The following is an 18794-nucleotide window of genomic DNA, read 5'->3' on the forward strand; positions in this document are numbered from 1 at the left end:
ACCGCGCCGGGTCGGGAGCCTCTGGCGCCCACGTCATGTCGTAATTCATCCAGAGAAAGCCATATTCGGCCTCGCATCGGAGCTGATCACGTGAACCCCCAGGGAACCGCCACCACGGCGTTCGCCCTCCCCGACCGTCTCTCCGCCAAGGCCGACCCCGCCCTGATCGCCGGTGACGAGCGGCACTTCGCGGCGATCGCGGCGAGCCTGGCGGAGTCGATCGCCGAGCTGTCCGCCCGCCTCGACGCCGAGCTCAAGGCGCCCGGCGGCGCGGGCCGGGCCGCGATGGACCGGGACGCGGAGATCCACCGTCTGACCGCCCGGCTGCGCACCCTGCGCCGCTTCGGCCTCGACCTGTGCCTCGGCCGCATGGTCACCGCCGACGACCCCGAGCCGCTCTACGTCGGCCGTCTCGGCCTCACCGACAGCGAGGGGCGCCGACTCCTGATCGACTGGCGTTCCCCGGCCGCCGAGCCCTTCTTCGCCGCCACCCACGCCCACCCGATGGGCCTGACCAGCCGCCGCCGCTACCGCTGGACCGACGGCCGGATCAGCGACTACTGGGACGAGGTGTTCACCGCCGACGGACTGGAGCGGCAGGTCGCCCTCGACGACCAGTCCGCCTTCATCGCCAGCCTCGGCAGCAACCGCTCCGACCGGATGCGGGACGTCCTCGCCACCATCCAGTCCGACCAGGACGCCATCATCCGCGCGGGCTCGCGCGGCGCGCTCGTCGTCGACGGCGGCCCCGGCACCGGCAAGACGGTCGTCGCCCTGCACCGCACCGCCCACCTCCTCTACTCCGACCCCCGCCTCGGCCACCGCAGGGGCGGCGTCCTCTTCGTCGGCCCGCACCGCCCCTACCTCTCCTACGTCGCCGACGTCCTCCCCAGCCTCGGCGAGGAGGGTGTGCAGACCTGCATCCTGCGCGACCTGGTCGAGGAGGGCGCCGAGGCGGGCCTGGAACCCGACCCTGAGGTGGCCCGCCTGAAGTCCTCGGCGGACCTGGTGAAGGCGATCGAGAAGGCCGTACGGTTCTACGAGGAACCGCCCACCGAGGGCATGACGGTGACGGTCGACCACACCGACCTGCGCCTGACCGCCGCCGACTGGGCCGAGGCCTTCGACGCCCCGGAACCGGGCACCCCGCACAACGAGGCCCGTGGCCAGATCTGGGACAAGCTGGTTTCGATCCTGGAGGAGAAGTACGAGGGCCGCGACGACGTCCCGCCGCAGCTGTTCCGCAGGGTCCTGCGCCAGAACAAGGAACTGGTGGGCGCCCTCAACAGCGCCTGGCCCCTGCTGGAGGCGACGGACCTGGTGGGCGACCTGTGGACTGTCCCCGCCTATCTGCGCCTGTGCGCCCCGTGGCTCACCCGCGACGAGGTCCGGACCCTGCAACGCGCGAACCCGACGGCCTGGACCGTCTCCGACCTCCCCCTCCTCGACGCGGCCCGGCAGCGCCTCGGCGACCCGAAGGCGGACGGCCGCAAACGCCGGCAGGAAGCCGCCCTCGCCGCCCAGCGCGAGCAGATGGCGCAGGTCGTCGAGAACCTGATCGCGGCCGACCCGGACGGCGAGGGCCTGATGACCCAGCTGCGCCGCGCCGACTTCCAGCGCAACCTGGTCGACGAGTCCGAACTCGCCGTCGCCGAACCGGACCTCCTCGCAGGCCCGTTCGCGCACATCGTCGTGGACGAGGCCCAGGAACTCACCGACGCCGAATGGCAGATGCTCCTGCTGCGCTGCCCGTCCCGCAGCTTCACCATCGTCGGCGACCGTGCCCAGGCCCGCCACGGCTTCACCGAGACCTGGCAGGAGCGTCTGCGCCGGGTCGGCCTGACCAGCATCACCATGGCGTCCCTGAGCATCAACTACCGCACCCCGGAGGAGGTGATGACGGAGGCCGAGCCGGTCATCCGCGCCGCCCTCCCGGACGCCAACGTCCCCACCTCCATCCGCAGCAGCGGCATCCCGGTCCTGCACGGCCCGGTCGCGGACCTCCCGTCGATCCTCGACACCTGGCTCGCCGACCACCCCGCCGAGGGCATCGCCTGCGTCATCGGTGACACGACCTTCGAGCCCACGGCCCGCGTCCGCTCCCTGACTCCGGAACTGTCCAAGGGCCTGGAGTTCGACCTCGTGATCCTGGTCGACCCGGAGAACTTCGGCACGGGGATCGAGGGCGCGGTGGACCACTACGTGGCGATGACACGCGCGACCGAACGGCTGGTTGTTCTGTCCAGCCCCTGACAATGTGGTGCATGACGTCGACCACTCAGGAGCCCCTCATGCCCGTCGTCCGCGCCCGCAAGCGTCCGGTGACCGTGCGCGCGCTGCTCTGGACGGGCCGGGAAGAGGACCTGCCCGCCGTCCGTGCCTTCCTCGGCGACGACTTCGTCGCCTCGGAAGAGCGGGACGGCGGGCGGGTCCTGCGCATCCGCACCATGGAGCGGGGCTCGGCGCCGGACGAGATCCCGCCCGGCTGGATGCTGATCGAGGGAGTGCGCGGCGAGCACTACGCCTGTGAGCCGGAGATCTTCGCCGAGACCTACGAGCTGCTCGGCGCCGACGGCGACTGAGCGGTCCGGCCGGCTACGGCAGCCCGTGCACGTGCGGCCCCACCGCGTTCGACCAGGCGTTCCCGGCCGAGGCGTCCCAGTTCGTCGACCAGGTCATCGCGCCCCGCAGGTCGGGATAGGTCTTCGACGGCTTGAAGGAACCGCACCCCGTGCCCTTGGTCAGGCAGTCCAGGGCGTTGTTCACCACGGTCGGTGACACGTACCCGCTGCCCGCGCCGCTCGTCGAGGCCGGCAGGCCCAACCCCACCTGGGACGGGGCGAGTCCGCCCTCCAGCTGGATGCAGGCCAGCGCGGTGAGGAAGTCCACCGAGCCCTGCGAGTACACCTTGCCGTCACAGCCCAGCATCGAACCGCTGTTGTAGTACTGCATGTTGACGACGGTGAGGATGTCCTTGATGTTGAGCGCGGTCTGGAAGTAGCCGTTGGACGTCGACTGCATGTCGATGGTCTGCGGCGCCATCGTGATGATCAGCGACGAGCCCGCCTTCGAGGACAGCGACCGCAACGCCTGGGTCATGTAGGTGGCGTTGATGCCGTTCTCCAGGTCGATGTCGACGCCGTCGAAGCCGTACGTCTGCATCAGGGAGTAGACGGAGTTGGCGAAGTTCGTCGCGGAGGTCGGGTCGTTGATCGACACCGTGCCGTTCTGGCCGCCGACCGAGATGATCACCTTCTTCCCGGCCGCCTTCTTCGCCGCGATGTCCGCCTTGAACTGGTCGACGGTGTAACCGCCGAGACCGGCCGAGTCGAGGTTGAAGGTCACCGCGCCCGGCGTCGTCGTCGCGTCCGCGAAGGCCACGGCGATGATGTCGTACTGGGACTGGACGGCGGAGATCCGCTGCACGGTGGCGCCGTTGTTGAAGTTCTGCCAGTAGCCGGTGACCGCGTGCTTCGGGAGCGCCGGGCCGGTCGGGGTCGCCGTCGTCGTCCCCGTCACGGTCGCCGACTTCGGGGACTCACCCGCCGAGTTCGTCGCCGTGACCTGGAAGGAGTACGAGGTGGAGGCCGCGAGGCCCGTCACCGTGGCCGACGTGCCCGTCACCGCCGTCACCTTGGTGCCGTTCCGGTAGACGTTGTAGCCCGTGGCGCCGGAGACCGTGTTCCAGGTCAGCGACACCGACGAGGACGACGTACCGGAGACCGCCAGGCCGGCCGGTGCGGCCGGGACCGTCGGCGTCGGGTCGGTGCCGCCGCCTCCGTCGGGGCCGTAGACCGAGAGGTCGTCGGCGTAGTAGGCGGCCTGGCCGTACCAGCCGTGGGTGTAGACCGTGACCGAGGTCGTGGAGGAACCCGTGGTGAAGGTGGTCGACAGCTGCTTCCAGGACGTGGAGTCGGGGGTCCAGGTGGACACGTCCGTCGTGCCGGTGCCGGTGACACCCAGGTAGGAGTAGCCGCCCTGGACCCACGCGCTCAGCGTGTACGTCGAGTTGGGCTTCACGGCGACGGACTGGATGCACTTGGCGTTGTCCTGGCCCGCCGGGGTCGCCTTCAGGGCGGCGGCGCCCGAGTGGACCGGCGAGGAGACGGTCGCCCCGCTGCTCGCCGTGCAGGTCCAGTTGGTCAGGCCGGACTCGAATCCGGCGTTCTTGGCGTTGTTGACGTCGGCCGCGGAGGCCTGTCCCGCGCCCGCGAGGGAGAGGGAGAAGGCGACGAGGGCGGCGGTGACGGCTCCGGACCAGAGCCGGGTCGATCGTCTCTGTGGGGACATGACAATAAGCTGGTCCAGACCAATCCATCTGTCAATAGGTCCAGACCAAAGTGCCTGCCGTGACGGACCGTCCGGCATGGGCCCCTGGGCCCACCCGGCGGCCCTGGCCAGGGCCCCAGGGCCGAAATGCGTCGGGCAAGATGCTCAACCTGCCCCGATTTGACGCACCTTGTGTAACGGCAGTTCCTCGCCAGCTACACAAACGCTGTTCTCCGGTCACAACCGCGTGGTTAGAGTGCTTGCGTAGTCACGCAGTGAAATCGACTGGGTGGGTCGGGTGACGCCGGTCGGGCCGGCGAGGCATGGGAACGGGGAGCTGCGCGTGCCAACTGCCATTGCCGTGACCGGTGCCGACATGGCACTGCCGCCGCTGGACGAACGGACCGTGCCCGCGGTCGTCCTGAAGGACCTCGACCGGCAGCCGCTGGACCAGGCGCTGGCGGCGCTGCAACAGCTGATCGACCAGTGCGGGCATGTGATCGTCGTGTGCTCGCGGGTGGTCGCACCCGGTGTCGAGCGGCGGCTGCACACCATCCGCTCCCTGCTGGAAAGCGACCGGATCGCGTTCTTCCGTCCCGATCTGCCACCCCTCGGACTGGCCGTCCTGGCGCGCCAGTTGCGCCAGCTCGCCTCCTGCGACCTCAGCCCCGGCGTCCTCGCCTCCGCCGGCCGGCTGCTCACCCACTACATCCACGCCGGTGCCGTCCTCGGCTCCGTCACCAAGCTCGACCGCGTCCCCGTCGGGCTGAAGTCCCACGCCAAGTCCTGGGTGCCCGGCAGCCAGTTCGGCGTGATCGCCCACCCCGAGCCGCAACTCGTCCGCATCGGCCCCGAAGCGTCCCTGTCGGGGCCCGAGTTCGCCACCTCGATGCTGGTCGCCAAGGGCCAGCTCCAGACCGACTGGGTCGCCAACACCCTGGCGCCCGCCTGGAACGTCCAGGGACTGCGGGAGGCCCCGCTGCCCGCCGAGTCCGCCGCCTGGTGGGGTACGGCCAAGCTGGTCGAGTTCTGCACCTTCCTGCCCGACCTCTCGGTCCTCTACCAACTGGTGACATCCGTCCGGCAGTCCAGCTGCCACTGGTGCGGCATCGACGTCATCGGCGACCGCTGCGTCTTCTGCTCCGCCACCTCACCCGTCAACGAGAACCAACTCACCGCCGGGTGAGCCCTGCCGACCCACATCCCCCAATGAGGTTGTCCGGTTCATGAACTCCCGTCAGCGCCGCGGCGTCATACTCCTGATCCTGTCGGTCGTCTGCGCCCTGGCGGCCTTCGCCGGTGTGCTGTCCGTCATCGACGACGTGAAGTCCAAGGTCGGCCCCGAGGTCACCGCGTACGAGGTCAAGGCCGAGATCCAGCCCTACACGGCACTGAGCAGGGCCCAGTTCGAGAAGATCTCGATGCCCGAGCGCTGGCTGTCGGCCAACGCCGTCACCGATCTCCGCGACATCGAGGGCAAGATCGCGGTGACCAAGCTGGAGAAGGGCTCCCTGCTGCAGAGCGACATGATCGTGGCGCAGCCGGCACTGCAGCCCGGCCAGCAGGAGGTCGCCATCATGATCGACGCGGCGACCGGCGTCGCCGGCAAGATCACACCGGGCTCCACGGTCAACGTGTACGCCACCTTCGAGGGCGAGCGGAACGGCAGCTCCGCCCAGCCCGCCCAGTCGAAGATCATCGTCACGAACGCGAAAGTCCTCGACGTCGGCAAACTGACCTCGCTCGACCCCGACGAGAGCAACCGGGACCAGCGCTCCAAGGAGGCCGTCCCGATCACCTTCGCCCTCTCCACCCTCGACGCCCAGCGCCTCACCTACGCCGAGTCGTTCGCCGAGCGGGTCCGGCTCGCCCTGGTGGCCCCCGGCGGCGACCGGCCGGTCCCCGACCAGGACCGCACGTACGAACTCGCGAAGGACAAGTGAGAGCCGTATGCCCACGAGGATCCTGCCGGCCGTAGGCGACGCGGACGCCGTCCGCTCCATCACCACCCTCCTCAGCCAGCTCCCGGACGCCGAACCGGTCGCCCCGGTCGTCGACTCCACGCAGCTCGTCGACACCCTGGCCCGCCTCGCCGCCGAGTCCGTCGACGAACTCCCCGAGGTCGTCGTCGTCCACGAACGCATCGGCCCCGTCCCCGCGCTGGAGCTCATCCGCGAAGTCGCCCTGCGCTTCCCCGCGGTGGGCGTCATCCTCGTCACCTCCGACGCGAGCCCCGGCCTGTTCCAGGCGGCCATGGACTACGGCGCCCGCGGCCTCGTCGCTCTCCCGCTCCACTACGACGAGCTGGCCAGCCGCGTGCAGGCCGTCGCCGCCTGGTCGGTGGGGGTACGACGTCATCTCGGCGCCGGGGCCGACGTGTTCACCGGCGTCGGCGGCACCGTGGTCACCGTCAGCGGCGCGAAGGGCGGGGTGGGCGCGACCCTCACCGCCATCCAACTCGCCCTGGCCGCCCAGGCGTCAGGCCGCAGCACCGTGCTGGTCGACATGGACCTCCAGACCGGTGACATCGCCTCCTTCCTGGACGTGCAGTTCCGCCGGTCGGTCGTGGACCTCGCGGCTATCACGGACATCTCCCCGAGGGTTCTCGCGGACGCCGTCTACCGCCACGACACCGGCGTCGCCCTGCTCCTCGCCCCCGGCGACGGCGAACGCGGCGAGGAGGTCACCGACCGCGCCGCCCGCCAGATCGTCAGCGCCCTGCGCTCCCGCTACGAGGTCGTCGTCGTCGACTGCGGCGCGCAACTCGGCGGCGCGGGCGCGGCGGCGGTGGAGATGGCGGACGCCGCCCTGCTGGTCACCACGCCGGACGTGGTCGCGGTACGCGGCGCCAAGCGGGCCGTCCGCATGTGGGACCGGCTCCAGATCCGCAAGGCCGAGGAGACGACCGTCGTCGTCAACCGGCACACCCGCGGTACGGAGATCCAGCCCCACCTGATCCAGCGGATCACCGGCACCCCCGTCGCCGGGACCGCGATCCCCGCCAACTTCAGGGAACTCCAGGGAGTGGTGGACGCGGGCCGCGTGCACGAGCTGGACAACAAGAGCACGGTCAAGCAGGCGATGTGGGCCCTGGCCGGGGAGCTGGGGCTGGTCAAAGCACGGGAGGCGGCCGGTGCGCACAAGGGCGGCGGGCGCGGCGACCGGGGCGCGGTGAGCTTCCGCAGGCGCAGGGAGCTCGGGCCGTGAGGCGGCGCCGGCACGGAGGTCCCGGGCGGGGCTCGCGGGACTCCGGTCAGGTCACCATCGAGTTCCTCGGGATGACACCGCTGATCATCGCCACGCTGGTGCTGGTGTGGCAGTTCGTGCTGGTGGGCTACACGTTCACGCTGGCCGGGCATGCCGCGGACGAGGCGGTACGGGCGGGGACGGCATCGGAAGGCCAGGCGGACTGCGAGGAGGCGGGCCTGAAGGACCTGCCGGGCGCGTGGCAGGGGGACGCCCAGGTGAAGTGCTGGGGGGACGGCGACTACGTCAGGGTCAACGTCCGCCTGAAGGTGCCCGTGCTCTTCCCCGGCGCGATCGGCTTCCCGTTCACCGTCGAGGGCCACGCGGGGGCCGTGCAGGAGGAGAAGGACTGAGATGTCGTACGACGGGAAAGTCCTCGGCGGTCGCGCGGCCCGGCGTGACCGGGGCCAGGTCGCCATCGAGTACCTGGGTTTCATCCCGATCCTGCTCCTCGTCGCCCTCGCCGGCGTCCAGGTCGGGCTCATCGCCTACGCCGCCCAGCAGGCCGGCACGGCGGCCAGGGCGGGGGCGCGGGCTGCCTCTCTGGAGCGCAGCGCACAGGAAGGCTGCGCGAACGCGGTGAGCGACTGGCTGTCCGTGTCCTGTTCGGAGGCCGGGGGCGACGACACGGTGACCGTCACCGCCACCGTCGACATCCCCCTCCTCGTCTGGGACTTCGGTAACGCGACCAAGACTGCCACCATGCCGCTCGACCACTGAACGAGGTACGACCATGAGCCTGCGCGCACGCATCAGCACCCCCGAGGAGAACGGCGCCCGGGGCGAGGACGGCCACCTCGTCTCGTCGTACCGCGCCAAGCTCCTGGAGGAGATCGACCTCGCGGAGATGAGTTCGCTGGCGGCGGCCGAGCGCCGGGCCCGGCTGGAGCGGGTGCTCGGGCACATCATCAGCCGCGAGGGCCCGGTCCTGTCGACGGTCGAGCGCTCGCAGCTGATCCGAAGGGTCGTCGACGAGGCGCTCGGGCTCGGCATCCTGGAACCCCTGCTTGAAGACGCGTCGATCACCGAGATCATGGTCAACGGCCCCGACGCGATCTTCGTCGAACGCGGCGGCCGGGTCGAGCAGTTGCCGCTCCGCTTCCCCTCCCACGACCAGCTGATGCAGACGATCGAGCGGATCGTGTCGACGGTCAACCGCCGGGTGGACGAGTCGAATCCGATGGTGGACGCCCGTCTCCCGTCGGGCGAGCGCGTGAACGTGATCATCCCGCCCCTGTCCCTGACGGGCGCGACCCTGACCATCCGCCGCTTCCCCCGCTCCTTCACGCTCCACGAGATGATCGGCTTCGGCTCGCTCGACGAGCACATGCTGTATCTGCTGGCGGGCTTGGTGCGGGCGAAGTTCAACATCATCGTCTCGGGCGCGACGGGCACCGGAAAGACCACGCTCCTGAACGCCCTCTCCGGCCTCATCCCCGACCACGAACGCATCATCACCATCGAGGACTCGGCCGAACTCCAGCTCCAGCAGGCCCACGTCATCCGGCTGGAGTCCCGCCCCCCGAACGTCGAGGGCAAGGGCCAGATCACCATCCGTGACCTGGTCCGCAACTCCCTCCGGATGCGCCCCGACCGGATCGTCGTGGGTGAGGTCCGGGGCGGCGAGTCCCTCGACATGCTCCAGGCGATGTCGACGGGCCACGACGGCTCCCTCGCCACCGTCCACGCCAACAGCACCGAGGACGCCCTGATGCGGCTCAAGACCCTCGCCTCGATGTCCGAGGTCGGCGTCCCCTTCGAGGCGCTGCACGACCAGATCAACAGCGCGGTCGACGTCATCATCCAGCTGACCCGCTTCCCGGACGGCGCCCGCAGGATCACCGAGATCGCCGTGCTGGACAGCCACGGCGGCGAACCGTACCGCCTGGCCACGGTGGCCCGCTTCGACGCCGAGCCGATGGCGGCGGACGGCCGCGTCTACGGCACCTTCGCCTACGCCCCGCTGCCGCGCCCCACGGCGAACCGCCTCTACATGGCGGGCCAGCCGATCCCGCAGGCCTTCGGCGTGGCCCAGTCCGTGGCCGAGCTGACGACCCGAGAGACCAGGTAGGTGGACTGGCTGATGGAACTGCACACCCTGGTCCAGCTGGCGACCGGCCTCACCCTGCTCACCTGCGGCCTCGCGGTGGCGGGCCTGCACGCGTACGCGATGGGCAAGGCCCAGCGCCAGGCCCTCATCGACCGCCTCTCGGCGACCGGCCAGGTGGAGGCGGGCCTGCGCAGGCGCCGCTTCCCGAAACTGGACCGGCGGCTGCGCCGCACGAGGTTCGGCAGGAAGCTGGAGCTGCGCCTCGCGGCCACCGGCCTGGACATCACGCCGGGTGAGTTCTTCGTCTACATGATGTCGAGCGCGGCCGGCCTGTTCCTGGTCGGCCAGGCGTCCCTGGCTCCTTTCTTCGGCCCGCTCGCGGGCTTGCTGGGCATCTGGGCGGCCCTCCAGTTCCTCAACTGGCAGCGCCAGAAGCGCATCGAGAAGTTCATCAACCAACTCCCGGAACTCTCCCGGATCCTGGCGAACGCCACCCAGGCGGGCCTGGCCCTGCGCACGGCCATCGGCATGGCGGCGGAGGAGCTGGAGGCCCCGGCGGGGGAGGAGCTGGGCAAGGTGGCGAACCAGCTGGCACTGGGCGCGTCGCTGGACGACGCGTTGGGGGAGATGGCGGAGCGGCTGCCGTCGCGCGAACTGGTGGTCCTGGTGACGACCCTGGTCCTCTCCAACCGGGCAGGCGGCCAAGTGGTCGGCGCCCTGCGCAACTTGACGGAGACGCTGGAGGAGCGCAAGGAGACCCGGCGTGAGGTCCGCACCCAGCTCTCCCAGGTCAACATGACGTCGTACGCGGTCCCGGTGCTCGGCATCGGCTCCCTGTTCCTGATGAACGGCGTGAAGGACGGCGCCCTGGACCGCATGACCGGCTCCCCGATCGGCCAGGGCGTGGTGATCGTGGCGTTCGCGATGTACGCGGTGGGCTTCATCCTGATCCGCCGCATGTCCCGTATCGACGTGTGAAAGCAGGTGTGACATGGCGATCGGACTGGCACTGCTGATGGGACTGTCCGTCTGGGGCATCTTCGCGGGCATCCGCATGTACCGGGCGGACGCGAAGCTGCCGAGCGACCTGATGCTGGCCCTGGAGGTCGGCGCCACGCGCACCGGCGCGGTGGACTCGGTGATCGACCGGCTGGGGATGCGGTACGCACCGGCGGTACTGCGCCTGATGGGCCCGAAGCAGGTCGCGAAGTACCGGCGCAAGATCGACCTGGCGGGCAACCCCGGCGGCCTGACGATCGACCGCTACGCGGCCCGCCGGGCGGTGTACGGCTTCCTGGGCGGCTTCGGTGGCCTGCTGTGCGTCATGCGGGGCAGCTGGCTGCTGGCCCTCCTCCTCTTCGCGTTCGGCGCTTTCTGGACCGAGGTCGGCATCTGGTCGGCGATCCGCGTCCGCAAGGACGTCATCGAGCGCACCCTGCCGGACTTCCTGGACGTCCTGGCGGTCGTGGTCAGCGCGGGCCTGGGCTTCCGCCAGGCGCTGGACCGGGTGGCGACGAAGTACGAGGGCCCGTGGGCCGACGAACTCCGCATCACGCTGCGCCAGATGGACCTGGGCATGAGCCGCAGGCAGGCCTTCGCGGAGCTGCGTCGCCGCAACGACTCCGAACAGGTGGCGATGTTCGTGACGGCGCTCCAGCAGGGCGAGGAGTTGGGCGCCCCGATCGTCGACACCCTCATCGCCCTCGCCAAGGACATGCGCCGCACGGATGCGCAGAACGCCCGCCGCAAGGCCGCTCGCGCGGTGCCCAAGGCGACGATGATGATCACCACGTTCATGGTCCCGGCGACGATGCTGCTCCTGGGGGCCGGCTTGATCCTGGGCTCGGGGACGGACTTCGGTTCGATCACGGGGAAGTAGGAGTGGGAGGCCGGGATGGCGATCACGCGGGCGAGGGCGGATGGGGCCAGGGGGCTACGGCGGCGCCCGAAAACGGCGGGGGAGGAGGCGCCGGGGTCGGGGGCCCATGCGACTGTGCGGTCAACCGCCGATGGCGCTGAGCCCCCACAGGGGCCACCCGCAGCCGGCGACGAAAGCTGCACGGGTGGTGCGGGCGGGAACCCTAAAAATCCGGCCGAAGGCCGGATGCCGATGCCCACCCACGACCCCGCACCCACCATCCCCCTCCAGGCCAACGCACTCCAAGCCATGTGCCGCCAAGTCTTCGGCTTCCGCCTGGCCATGATCGCGCTCGCCGCCCCCGCCGCCCTCCTCAACGCCGCCCCCGGCCTGGGCGCGCGCCTGGTCGCCGCAGCCGTACTCGTCACCTTCATGGGCTCGTACGTCCTCTTCAGGGACTGGGAACGCTTCGGCCCACTCCTCCTCCGCCACCCCATCCTCCTGGCCGCGGACACCCTCTTCGGCGCGCTCCTCCTCATCTCGGCCGGCCCCGACACCACCCTCGCCTACGTCAGCGTCTGCACCCCCCTCCTCGCAGGCCTGGTCTACGGCTGGCGAGGCGCAGGCTGCTTCGCCTCCCTCCAGGGCCTGATCCTCGTCACGGTCTACGCCGCCTCGAAGGACCTGCACCCCACGGTCGCCGAGGCATTGCTCCTCCCAGGCCTCTGCGTGGTCACGGGCGCCATGGGCGTGACCCTGCGCAACCTCCTCCTCCGCTTCGGCGCAGCCACCCAGGCCCTGACCGCGGCCCAGGCCCGCCTGGCGGCAACAGAAGCGGTCGCCACGGAACGAGCCCGCCTGGCCAGGGAGATGCACGACTCGGTGGCGAAGACCCTGCACGGCGTGGCCCTGGCGGCAGAAGGCCTGGCGTCCTCGGCGGGCGCGGCGAACACGGACCCGGCCCTGCTGAGGAACCAGGCCGACCTGGTGGCCCGCTCGGCTCGCAGGGCAGCCGCGGAATCCCGAGAACTCCTGTCAGACCTCCGCCGCCAGGCAACCCGGGACCAAGACACGGACGTCATGTCCGAACTAGCCGCCAGAACAATCGACTTCAGCACCCGCACCGGCCTGACAGCCGCTTACCACCCCACAGGCGAACAGACCACCCCCGTCCCCCCGCTCCCACCCACCGTGGCCCGCAACGTCCTCACCATCGCCACCGAGGCCATGGAGAACGCCCACCGCCACGCGTCCCCGACCCAGGTGGACGTGAGCGCGGGGGTGCACGGCGACCTCCTGCGCATCACGGTCTACGACGACGGCCGCGGCCTCCCCGAGAACACCACCCTCGAACAACTCCGCAGAGCGGGCCACTTCGGCTTGGTGGGCATGGTCGAGCGAGCAGCGTCCATGGGCGCCCGTATCCGCATCGGCCGAGGAGACCACCCCAAGGGCACGGAGGTCCGCCTGGAACTCCCGCTGGCCACGATCCGAGAGGAGGCCGCATGACACCCGACCAGCGTCTACGGGTCCTGGTGGCGGACGACAACCCGGTGGTCCGCGCGGGCCTCACCGCTCTCCTCTCCGGCCGCGAGGACATCACGGTCGTGGCGGAGGCGACGAACGGCCGCGAGGCCTGGGAGGCAGCCCGCAGCCACCGCCCCGACGTGATCCTCCTGGACGTCCGGATGCCCGGGATGGACGGCATCTCTGCCCTCCCGCACCTGGTGCCGATCGCTTCGGTGCTGATGCTGACGTACAGCAGCGAGTCGGAGATCGTCCACGAGGCCCTCCGCCGAGGCGCCGGCGGCTACTTGGTGCACGGCGAGTTCACGGCGGACCAACTGGTGGCGGCCGTACGGGACATCGGCTCGGGCAGCGCTCATTTCACCGCGTCGGCGGCGGGCGCCGTAATGGCCGGACTGCGAAGCTCGAAGCCTGCCCCCCTGCCGGAGAACCTGGGCCTGGCGAGTGCAACTGCATACGATACAGAGATCTCAACCCCCAACTCACAAGGGACTTTCGCCAACCCTCTTTCGCGATTGCAACCACCTGTGGCACAGTCTCGGTATCAACTCAGCGCGAGGGAGGCGGAGATCATGGAACTCATCGCGTCCGGCATGAACAACCAGCAGATCGCCGCCACGTGCTTCATCAGCGAGAAGACGGTCAAGAACCACATCAACCGCATCTTCGCCAAACTCCACAGCACCAGCCGCTCCGAGGCCGCCGCCAAGTGGCTTGGAACGGCCCCGGATTCCCACGGAGGCCCCCGGTGAGCGCGATTTGGGCCCGGATTTGGGCCCTGGGACCCTCTGGCAAGAAGGGCGCCACCTCGTACGTTGCCCGCACCACGGACAACGGAGGGCAACGCCATGAGCAACTGGATCAACACCACGGTCTCGTACCTCAAGGCCCGCGTCGAGCGGAACGACAAGGGGCAGACGGCCGTGGAGTACTTGGGCATCATCGCGGTGGTTGTCGCAATTATCCTGATTCTCCTCGGTACGGACTTCGGCGGGCAGATTGCCGATGCGATCACCGCCAAGATCGGCGAAATCACGGGCTGATGCGCGGGCGCGCTCGCGGAGACGCAGGGCAGGCTTTCCCCATCTACATCACCGTGGTGGGTGGCCTGCTCTTTCTCGCGTTCGCGTACCTTGCGGTCGGCCAGGCCGCGGCGAACAAGAACGGTGCCCAGACCGCCGCCGATGCGGCGGCCCTGGCGGCAGCCCAGGACCGACGGGACCAACTCGCGGACCAATGGGTGACGGATGTCCTCGACCCGACGAAGTGGCAGGACATCTTCGACGGCAACGCGGAGGGACTCGACCCGTCTTGCGGGCGTGCGGACCAACTGGCGGCACAGAACGACGCCGTGGTGCTGACCTGCGCCCCCGAGGGGCTACTGGCCTACACGGTCGAGGTGCGGACCAACAAGTCAGTGGGGGAGTCCGTCATCCCGGGCACGGAGGACAAGCAGTCCAAGGCGTCCGCCACCGCCGAGATCGAGTCCCTGTGCACGTTCGAACCTCCAGCCGAGGACGCAGCGGACGACGTACTGCCACGCCTCACCTGCAAGGACGGCGAGAACTGGGACCTGGACCCGGAGGATCTGGGCGACCTGCCGAAGCCTGAGGACCTCTTCGACGTCCACCTGGCCGACTGACAAGCGAACGACGAGTGACGAAGGAAGCAGACGCATGAGCAGCATTCGGTTCACTGCGCAGGCCCGCAGAGGGGTGGTCGCGCTGGCGCTCGCGGCCGGACTGGCCGTGGGTGTGGCCGGCTGCGGCGGAGGTGGTGACGACGACAAGAAGCCGGAGACGACGGCGTCTGCTCCCCAGAAGGACGGTTCCGCCCCGAGCCCCCAGGAAGGCCAGTCGGACGACGTCCAGGCCGAGTTGAAGGGTTCGAGCGGACTGCTCCTGCAGATCACGTCCGCTGAACGTGATGCCGGTGGATTCGTCACAGTGAACGGCACGCTCAAGAACGACAGTGGCAAGGCGGTCACGGTGCCGAGTGCGTTGCGCGGCGACGAGACCGAGATCATCGCGCACGACAGATCACTCGGCGGAGCCACCCTCGTCGACTCCAAGGAGAAGAAGCGCTACTACGTCCTGCGTGACACCGAGGGCCGCCCGCTGACGACGACCGGCCTCTCGATCCTCAAGGCGGGCGAGGAACTGCCGGTCTTCATGCAATTCCCCTCCCCACCCGAATCCACCACAGACGTCACCCTCCAACTCCCCACCTTCTCCAGCGCCACGATCAAGATCTCCGGGTGAGGCAGGCGATGACCCTCCCCACCCCCCGCGTGGCCTGGGCCGCGGCCGCGGTCCTGATCGTCACGAACGTCTACGGCATCACGACCGCGCACGCCGACGAGACCCCCAGCGTCCCCCCAGGCACCGAAGCCACGGCCACCGCCCCCGTGAAGGTCGACCCCAACGACCCCGACCTCAAGCTCCCCGAGGGCGCCACGCTCGCCGAGCCGAAGGTCCTCGACATCAAGCAGGTGGTGGAGGACGAGGGCGGCGAGGAACGCCGTGAGGACACCAACGTCGACATCAAGTTCGCCCTTCAGGCCGAGGTGCTGTTCAGCAAGGACAGCTCGAAGCTGAGCGACGACTCCAAGGCCCGTATCGCGGCGATCGCGGACGAGATCAAGAAGCAGCACGCGACCCGCATCAGGGTCTTCGGCTTCACGGACAACCTGGGTTCGTCGGCGCACGGCGACGTCCTCTCCCGCCAGCGCGCGAACGCCGTGCAGGACGTCCTCGACGACGAACTGAACGACGCGAACATCACGTACGAGGTACGCGGTTACGGCGAGCAGTACCCGATCGCCGACAACTCGACCGAGACGGGCCGAAAGAAGAACCGTAGGGTGGAGGTCTCCTTCCAGCGCGCGGAGGGGTGACGGTGACCGTACTCATGGCGGCTGGAACCACCCCCTGACCATGCTCGGCAGCGCCCTGGGCACGTGAAGGAGCTGTGACCTGCCGTGAGCACCCATAGGCCGAGGGTCGACTACCCGCAACTGAACGGATTTGAAGGAGTGGGGATCGATCGATGTGGTGAGCGGGGCGCCCCGCATCGTCTCGTCGTGAGCGCGGCGCGCGGCGTTGCTCAGGCGCCCGACGGCTTGATCTCCCCGGCGAAGACGATGATCTGGTCGATGAGGCTCCGGCGCAGATGGACGACGTCCGTGCCTGCCAGCCGAGGCCCCCCGTCCGGAGTGGTGAAGACCCACTCGTATCGCGCCCACTCATCAGGCATGTCCACCGCCGAACAGCGCACCATAGTGCCGGCCCCCGCGGGATGCCGCCGGATGTCCAGCACGAACCGCTCGACCGCCTCGATCCCCTCGCTCCGCCCCAACGGCCCCCAGAAGACCACGTCCGAGGTCAGAGCCTGGGACAGCAACGACGTCACATACGCGTCGTCCGAGGCGTTGAAGGCGGAGATGAACGTGTCGATCGCGGACCGCGCCGTCTCTTCCTGCATGAACCAGTAATACCAGCCGGGGTACGGAGCTTGAGCACGGTCACCTGGCGAACGTGAACTTCTCGGTCGCGGCGAGGTCGGTGTTCCAGTAGGTGACCTGAGGAGTGGAGGTGACGGCGGGATCCCCGACGTTGAGGAAGTCGGTCCCGTCCGGGAACTCGACGGCGAGTTGTGCGACGCCCGCCTCGACGAGCTCGCTGTCCACGAAGCCGACCGTCATCGACTTCACGGCGGTCGTCTTCTCGTCCGCCCGCCACAGCAACAGCCCCGCGTACCCCTTCCCACCCGGCGCGATGGTCGCGAGCTTCTTCGGCTTGGACTCCATCGGACCGATCTGCTCCACGGCACCGTCACCGAAGGACACGTACGGGTACAGGTACAGCGTGCACTTCGAGTCGCTGATGTTGGTGGCGGTGAGGAGGAGATGCCGGGCCTCGTCGTGCGGATAGACCTTCGAGACGACGGAGACGTCGGAATCGGTGCAGGGCCGGGCTTCCTCACCGGTGGACTCACCGGTGTTCTCGTCGTCGGCGCCGGGAGTGACGGTGCTGGGCGCGCTCGGAGTGCTGCTGGATGCATCGGACGCACCGGAGGCGCTGGGCGAGCTGGACGGCGTAGCGCCGGCCGCCGCGTCATCCGTACCCCCGCCCGGCTCGCACGCCGTGGTGGCCAGCAGCGCGGCGACGACCGCGGCGCCGAGGGTGTACGTCCTGAGTCTGATACGGGCAGCGCCCATGGTGTTCCCCCGAATGATGTGAACTGAACTGAACTGACTGAACTGACTGAACTGGACTGGACCTGTCTGGACTGGACTGGCGCTCTGAATTCTGCACAGCGGAGGGCACCGGTCCAGACACCCTCCGCGATCGTTACGGATCAAGGACATGGACGGGACACTTCCGTTTCGCCAGGTCAGCGGCACGAAACGGCTCAAGCGGCGGCCAACTCACACCACACGTACTTCCCACTCCGCCCGTCCCTCGACAGCGGCTGCCACCCCCACAGATCGGCACAGGCCCGGACCAGCACCAGCCCCCGCCCCTCCTCCGCAAGACCCAACTCGCCAACCGGCTCCGGGGGTTGGGGGTCGGCATCCCAGGCCCCGATCCGCAACACACCCGCCGACCAACGCACCCTCAGCGCAGCGGGCCCCTTGGTGTGCCGTACGGCATTGGAGACCAGCTCGGCGGCCAGGAGCTCGGCGACGTCGACGAGGCGGATCAGACCGTGCATGGTGAGGATGAGGCGGAGGGTGCGGCGGCTGACGGTGACGGAGCGGAGGTCGTTCGGGATGTAGAGCGTGTACTCCCAGGGTTCGGGCATGGGTGAACTCCGTTCGAAGTGGGGGGTGTTGGCGCGGTGGCGATGCCGCAGCCGTCGTGGCAGGGCGGAGCGGTGCACTTCCGCAGCGTGTGCGTTGCGTCACTGACGGTAGGGGGTACATGTAACTTCCGGCAAGCTGATCCCGTAATCTGGCCCCGAACGGGCCTCACCGGCAGGCGTGTTGAGTCGAGGAGCGGCGGATGGTCCCGAGGCGTGAACCAACTGCGCGTCAGATGCGTCTGGCGGTGGAACTGCGCAGGCTCCGTGAGGCCGCCGGGCTCACAGCGATCGAGGCGGCGGCGCTGCTCGGGGTGAACAGGGTCCAGATCAGCCAGATCGAGTCCGGCATGAAGGGCGTGAGCGAGCAACGCCTGCATCGCCTCGCGTCCCATTACGCCTGTACGGACAAGGAGTTCATCAACGCGCTGGTCGCCATGGCCACGGACCGAACGCGCGGATGGTGGGAGGAGTGCCGGGGGCTGCTGCCCACGTCATTCCTGGATCTCGCGGAGCTGGAGCACCACGCCACTTTCCTGCACGAGGTGGCGATTCTGTACGTCCCGGGCTTGGTCCAGACGGAGGATTACGCCCGGGCTGTCTTCTCCTCCAGGGTCCCCGAACTCGCGGCTGATGAGCTGGAGTTGCGACTGCGCCATCGAATGCGACGCCAGCAGATCACCACCCCCTACAAGTTGGTGATCCACGAATGTGCCTTGCGTATCAGGGTCGGCGACCGTGCCGTTGCCAGGGCGCAACTCTCCAAACTGGTGGAGGCCTCCGAGGCCGACAACATCACGGTGCGCGTCATCCCGTTCGACCTGGACGGCTTCGGCAGCGCAGCCAGCGCCATGACGTATGTCGGCGGCCCCCTTTCCAAGCTGGACACTGTGGTGCGCGACGTACCTCACGGCCTGGCCTTCGTCGACTCCGAAGCCCAACTCGAAGCCTTTCGAACGCGCTTCCGTAAGGTGGAAGCTGTGTCACTCGACCCCGAGCGGTCGCGTGACTTCATCCACCGGCTGGCGAAAGACCTGTGAG

21 protein-coding genes are annotated in these 18794 nt (G+C 69.3%); 17 read left to right on the forward strand and 4 right to left on the reverse strand.

Annotated features, from left to right (window positions below):
- The first annotated feature begins 90 nt into the window (after nucleotides 1–90).
- Nucleotides 91–2253, forward strand: coding sequence for an RNA polymerase recycling motor ATPase HelR (gene helR / locus ACFUO4_RS21595; RefSeq protein WP_383487030.1), 2163 nt, complete (start codon nucleotides 91–93; stop codon nucleotides 2251–2253).
- An 11-nt stretch (nucleotides 2254–2264) separates the two neighbouring features.
- A complete protein-coding gene (locus ACFUO4_RS21600) occupies nucleotides 2265–2582 on the forward strand; it encodes a hypothetical protein (protein WP_128112055.1) in 318 nt (105 codons plus the stop codon).
- Between the two features lie 13 nt (nucleotides 2583–2595).
- On the opposite strand, the gene ACFUO4_RS21605 is transcribed toward ACFUO4_RS21600, so the two are convergent.
- Nucleotides 2596–4290, reverse strand: coding sequence for a chitinase (locus tag ACFUO4_RS21605; RefSeq protein WP_383487033.1), 1695 nt, complete (start codon nucleotides 4288–4290; stop codon nucleotides 2596–2598).
- Nucleotides 4291–4645: 355 nt separating this feature from the next.
- Here ACFUO4_RS21605 and ACFUO4_RS21610 point away from each other — a divergent pair, with 355 nt between their 5' ends.
- The 14 genes from ACFUO4_RS21610 (at nucleotide 4646) to ACFUO4_RS21675 (ending at nucleotide 15846) form a co-directional block, all read left to right on the forward strand.
- Nucleotides 4646–5455: a hypothetical protein gene (locus ACFUO4_RS21610; protein ID WP_383487898.1), complete on the forward strand. Its 810-nt coding sequence runs from the start codon at nucleotides 4646–4648 to the stop codon at nucleotides 5453–5455.
- A 40-nt stretch (nucleotides 5456–5495) separates the two neighbouring features.
- Nucleotides 5496–6212 (forward strand): Flp pilus assembly protein CpaB, encoded by a 717-nt coding sequence (cpaB, locus tag ACFUO4_RS21615; RefSeq protein ID WP_079307996.1) that lies wholly within the window; start codon nucleotides 5496–5498, stop codon nucleotides 6210–6212.
- A 7-nt stretch (nucleotides 6213–6219) separates the two neighbouring features.
- Nucleotides 6220–7476, forward strand: a complete 1257-nt coding sequence (locus ACFUO4_RS21620; protein WP_383487037.1) for a CpaE family protein — start codon at nucleotides 6220–6222, stop codon at nucleotides 7474–7476.
- A 71-nt stretch (nucleotides 7477–7547) separates the two neighbouring features.
- Nucleotides 7548–7868, forward strand: a complete 321-nt coding sequence (locus ACFUO4_RS21625; protein WP_383487901.1) for a pilus assembly protein — start codon at nucleotides 7548–7550, stop codon at nucleotides 7866–7868.
- 1 nt (nucleotide 7869) lies between these two features.
- Nucleotides 7870–8235, forward strand: a complete 366-nt coding sequence (locus ACFUO4_RS21630) for a TadE/TadG family type IV pilus assembly protein (protein WP_383487040.1) — start codon at nucleotides 7870–7872, stop codon at nucleotides 8233–8235.
- Between the two features lie 13 nt (nucleotides 8236–8248).
- Complete coding sequence (locus ACFUO4_RS21635; RefSeq protein ID WP_079308002.1) at nucleotides 8249–9586, forward strand: CpaF family protein; 1338 nt, start codon at nucleotides 8249–8251, stop codon at nucleotides 9584–9586.
- A 12-nt stretch (nucleotides 9587–9598) separates the two neighbouring features.
- A complete protein-coding gene (locus ACFUO4_RS21640; protein ID WP_079308156.1) occupies nucleotides 9599–10543 on the forward strand; it encodes a type II secretion system F family protein in 945 nt (314 codons plus the stop codon).
- Nucleotides 10544–10556: 13 nt separating this feature from the next.
- Nucleotides 10557–11444 (forward strand): DUF5936 domain-containing protein, encoded by an 888-nt coding sequence (locus ACFUO4_RS21645; protein WP_079308004.1) that lies wholly within the window; start codon nucleotides 10557–10559, stop codon nucleotides 11442–11444.
- Nucleotides 11445–11459: 15 nt separating this feature from the next.
- Complete coding sequence (locus ACFUO4_RS21650; protein WP_383487045.1) at nucleotides 11460–12932, forward strand: sensor histidine kinase; 1473 nt, start codon at nucleotides 11460–11462, stop codon at nucleotides 12930–12932.
- On the forward strand, nucleotides 12929–13702 hold the full coding sequence (locus tag ACFUO4_RS21655) for a response regulator (protein WP_383487048.1): 774 nt from the start codon (nucleotides 12929–12931) through the stop codon (nucleotides 13700–13702). The genes ACFUO4_RS21650 and ACFUO4_RS21655 overlap by 4 nt, the downstream gene beginning before the upstream one ends.
- 96 nt (nucleotides 13703–13798) lie before the next feature.
- The gene (locus tag ACFUO4_RS21660) at nucleotides 13799–13993 is read left to right on the forward strand and encodes a Flp family type IVb pilin (RefSeq protein WP_383487051.1); all 195 of its coding nucleotides are present in this window, start codon (nucleotides 13799–13801) and stop codon (nucleotides 13991–13993) included.
- Nucleotides 13993–14592, forward strand: coding sequence for a pilus assembly protein TadG-related protein (locus ACFUO4_RS21665; protein WP_383487054.1), 600 nt, complete (start codon nucleotides 13993–13995; stop codon nucleotides 14590–14592). The genes ACFUO4_RS21660 and ACFUO4_RS21665 overlap by 1 nt, the downstream gene beginning before the upstream one ends.
- A 34-nt stretch (nucleotides 14593–14626) precedes the next feature.
- Entirely contained in the window at nucleotides 14627–15211 is a 585-nt protein-coding gene (locus ACFUO4_RS21670) for a hypothetical protein (protein WP_383487057.1), read from the forward strand.
- Nucleotides 15212–15219: 8 nt separating this feature from the next.
- On the forward strand, nucleotides 15220–15846 hold the full coding sequence (locus ACFUO4_RS21675) for an OmpA family protein (RefSeq protein WP_383487060.1): 627 nt from the start codon (nucleotides 15220–15222) through the stop codon (nucleotides 15844–15846).
- Nucleotides 15847–16055: 209 nt separating this feature from the next.
- On the opposite strand, the gene ACFUO4_RS21680 is transcribed toward ACFUO4_RS21675, so the two are convergent.
- The 3 genes from ACFUO4_RS21680 to ACFUO4_RS21690 all read right to left on the reverse strand — a co-directional run bounded on the left by ACFUO4_RS21680 (nucleotide 16056) and on the right by ACFUO4_RS21690 (nucleotide 17756).
- Complete coding sequence (locus tag ACFUO4_RS21680) at nucleotides 16056–16433, reverse strand: nuclear transport factor 2 family protein (protein ID WP_079308016.1); 378 nt, start codon at nucleotides 16431–16433, stop codon at nucleotides 16056–16058.
- Nucleotides 16434–16473: 40 nt separating this feature from the next.
- Nucleotides 16474–17169, reverse strand: a complete 696-nt coding sequence (locus ACFUO4_RS21685) for a DUF4232 domain-containing protein (protein ID WP_383487063.1) — start codon at nucleotides 17167–17169, stop codon at nucleotides 16474–16476.
- A gap of 194 nt (nucleotides 17170–17363) precedes the next feature.
- Nucleotides 17364–17756, reverse strand: a complete 393-nt coding sequence (locus tag ACFUO4_RS21690; protein ID WP_383487066.1) for an ATP-binding protein — start codon at nucleotides 17754–17756, stop codon at nucleotides 17364–17366.
- A gap of 200 nt (nucleotides 17757–17956) precedes the next feature.
- Here ACFUO4_RS21690 and ACFUO4_RS21695 point away from each other — a divergent pair, with 200 nt between their 5' ends.
- The gene (locus tag ACFUO4_RS21695) at nucleotides 17957–18793 is read left to right on the forward strand and encodes a helix-turn-helix domain-containing protein (RefSeq protein ID WP_383487069.1); all 837 of its coding nucleotides are present in this window, start codon (nucleotides 17957–17959) and stop codon (nucleotides 18791–18793) included.
- Nucleotide 18794 lies beyond the last annotated feature (1 nt).

Source organism: Streptomyces sp. NPDC057280 (assembly GCF_042668605.1).
Classification (GTDB): domain Bacteria; phylum Actinomycetota; class Actinomycetes; order Streptomycetales; family Streptomycetaceae; genus Streptomyces.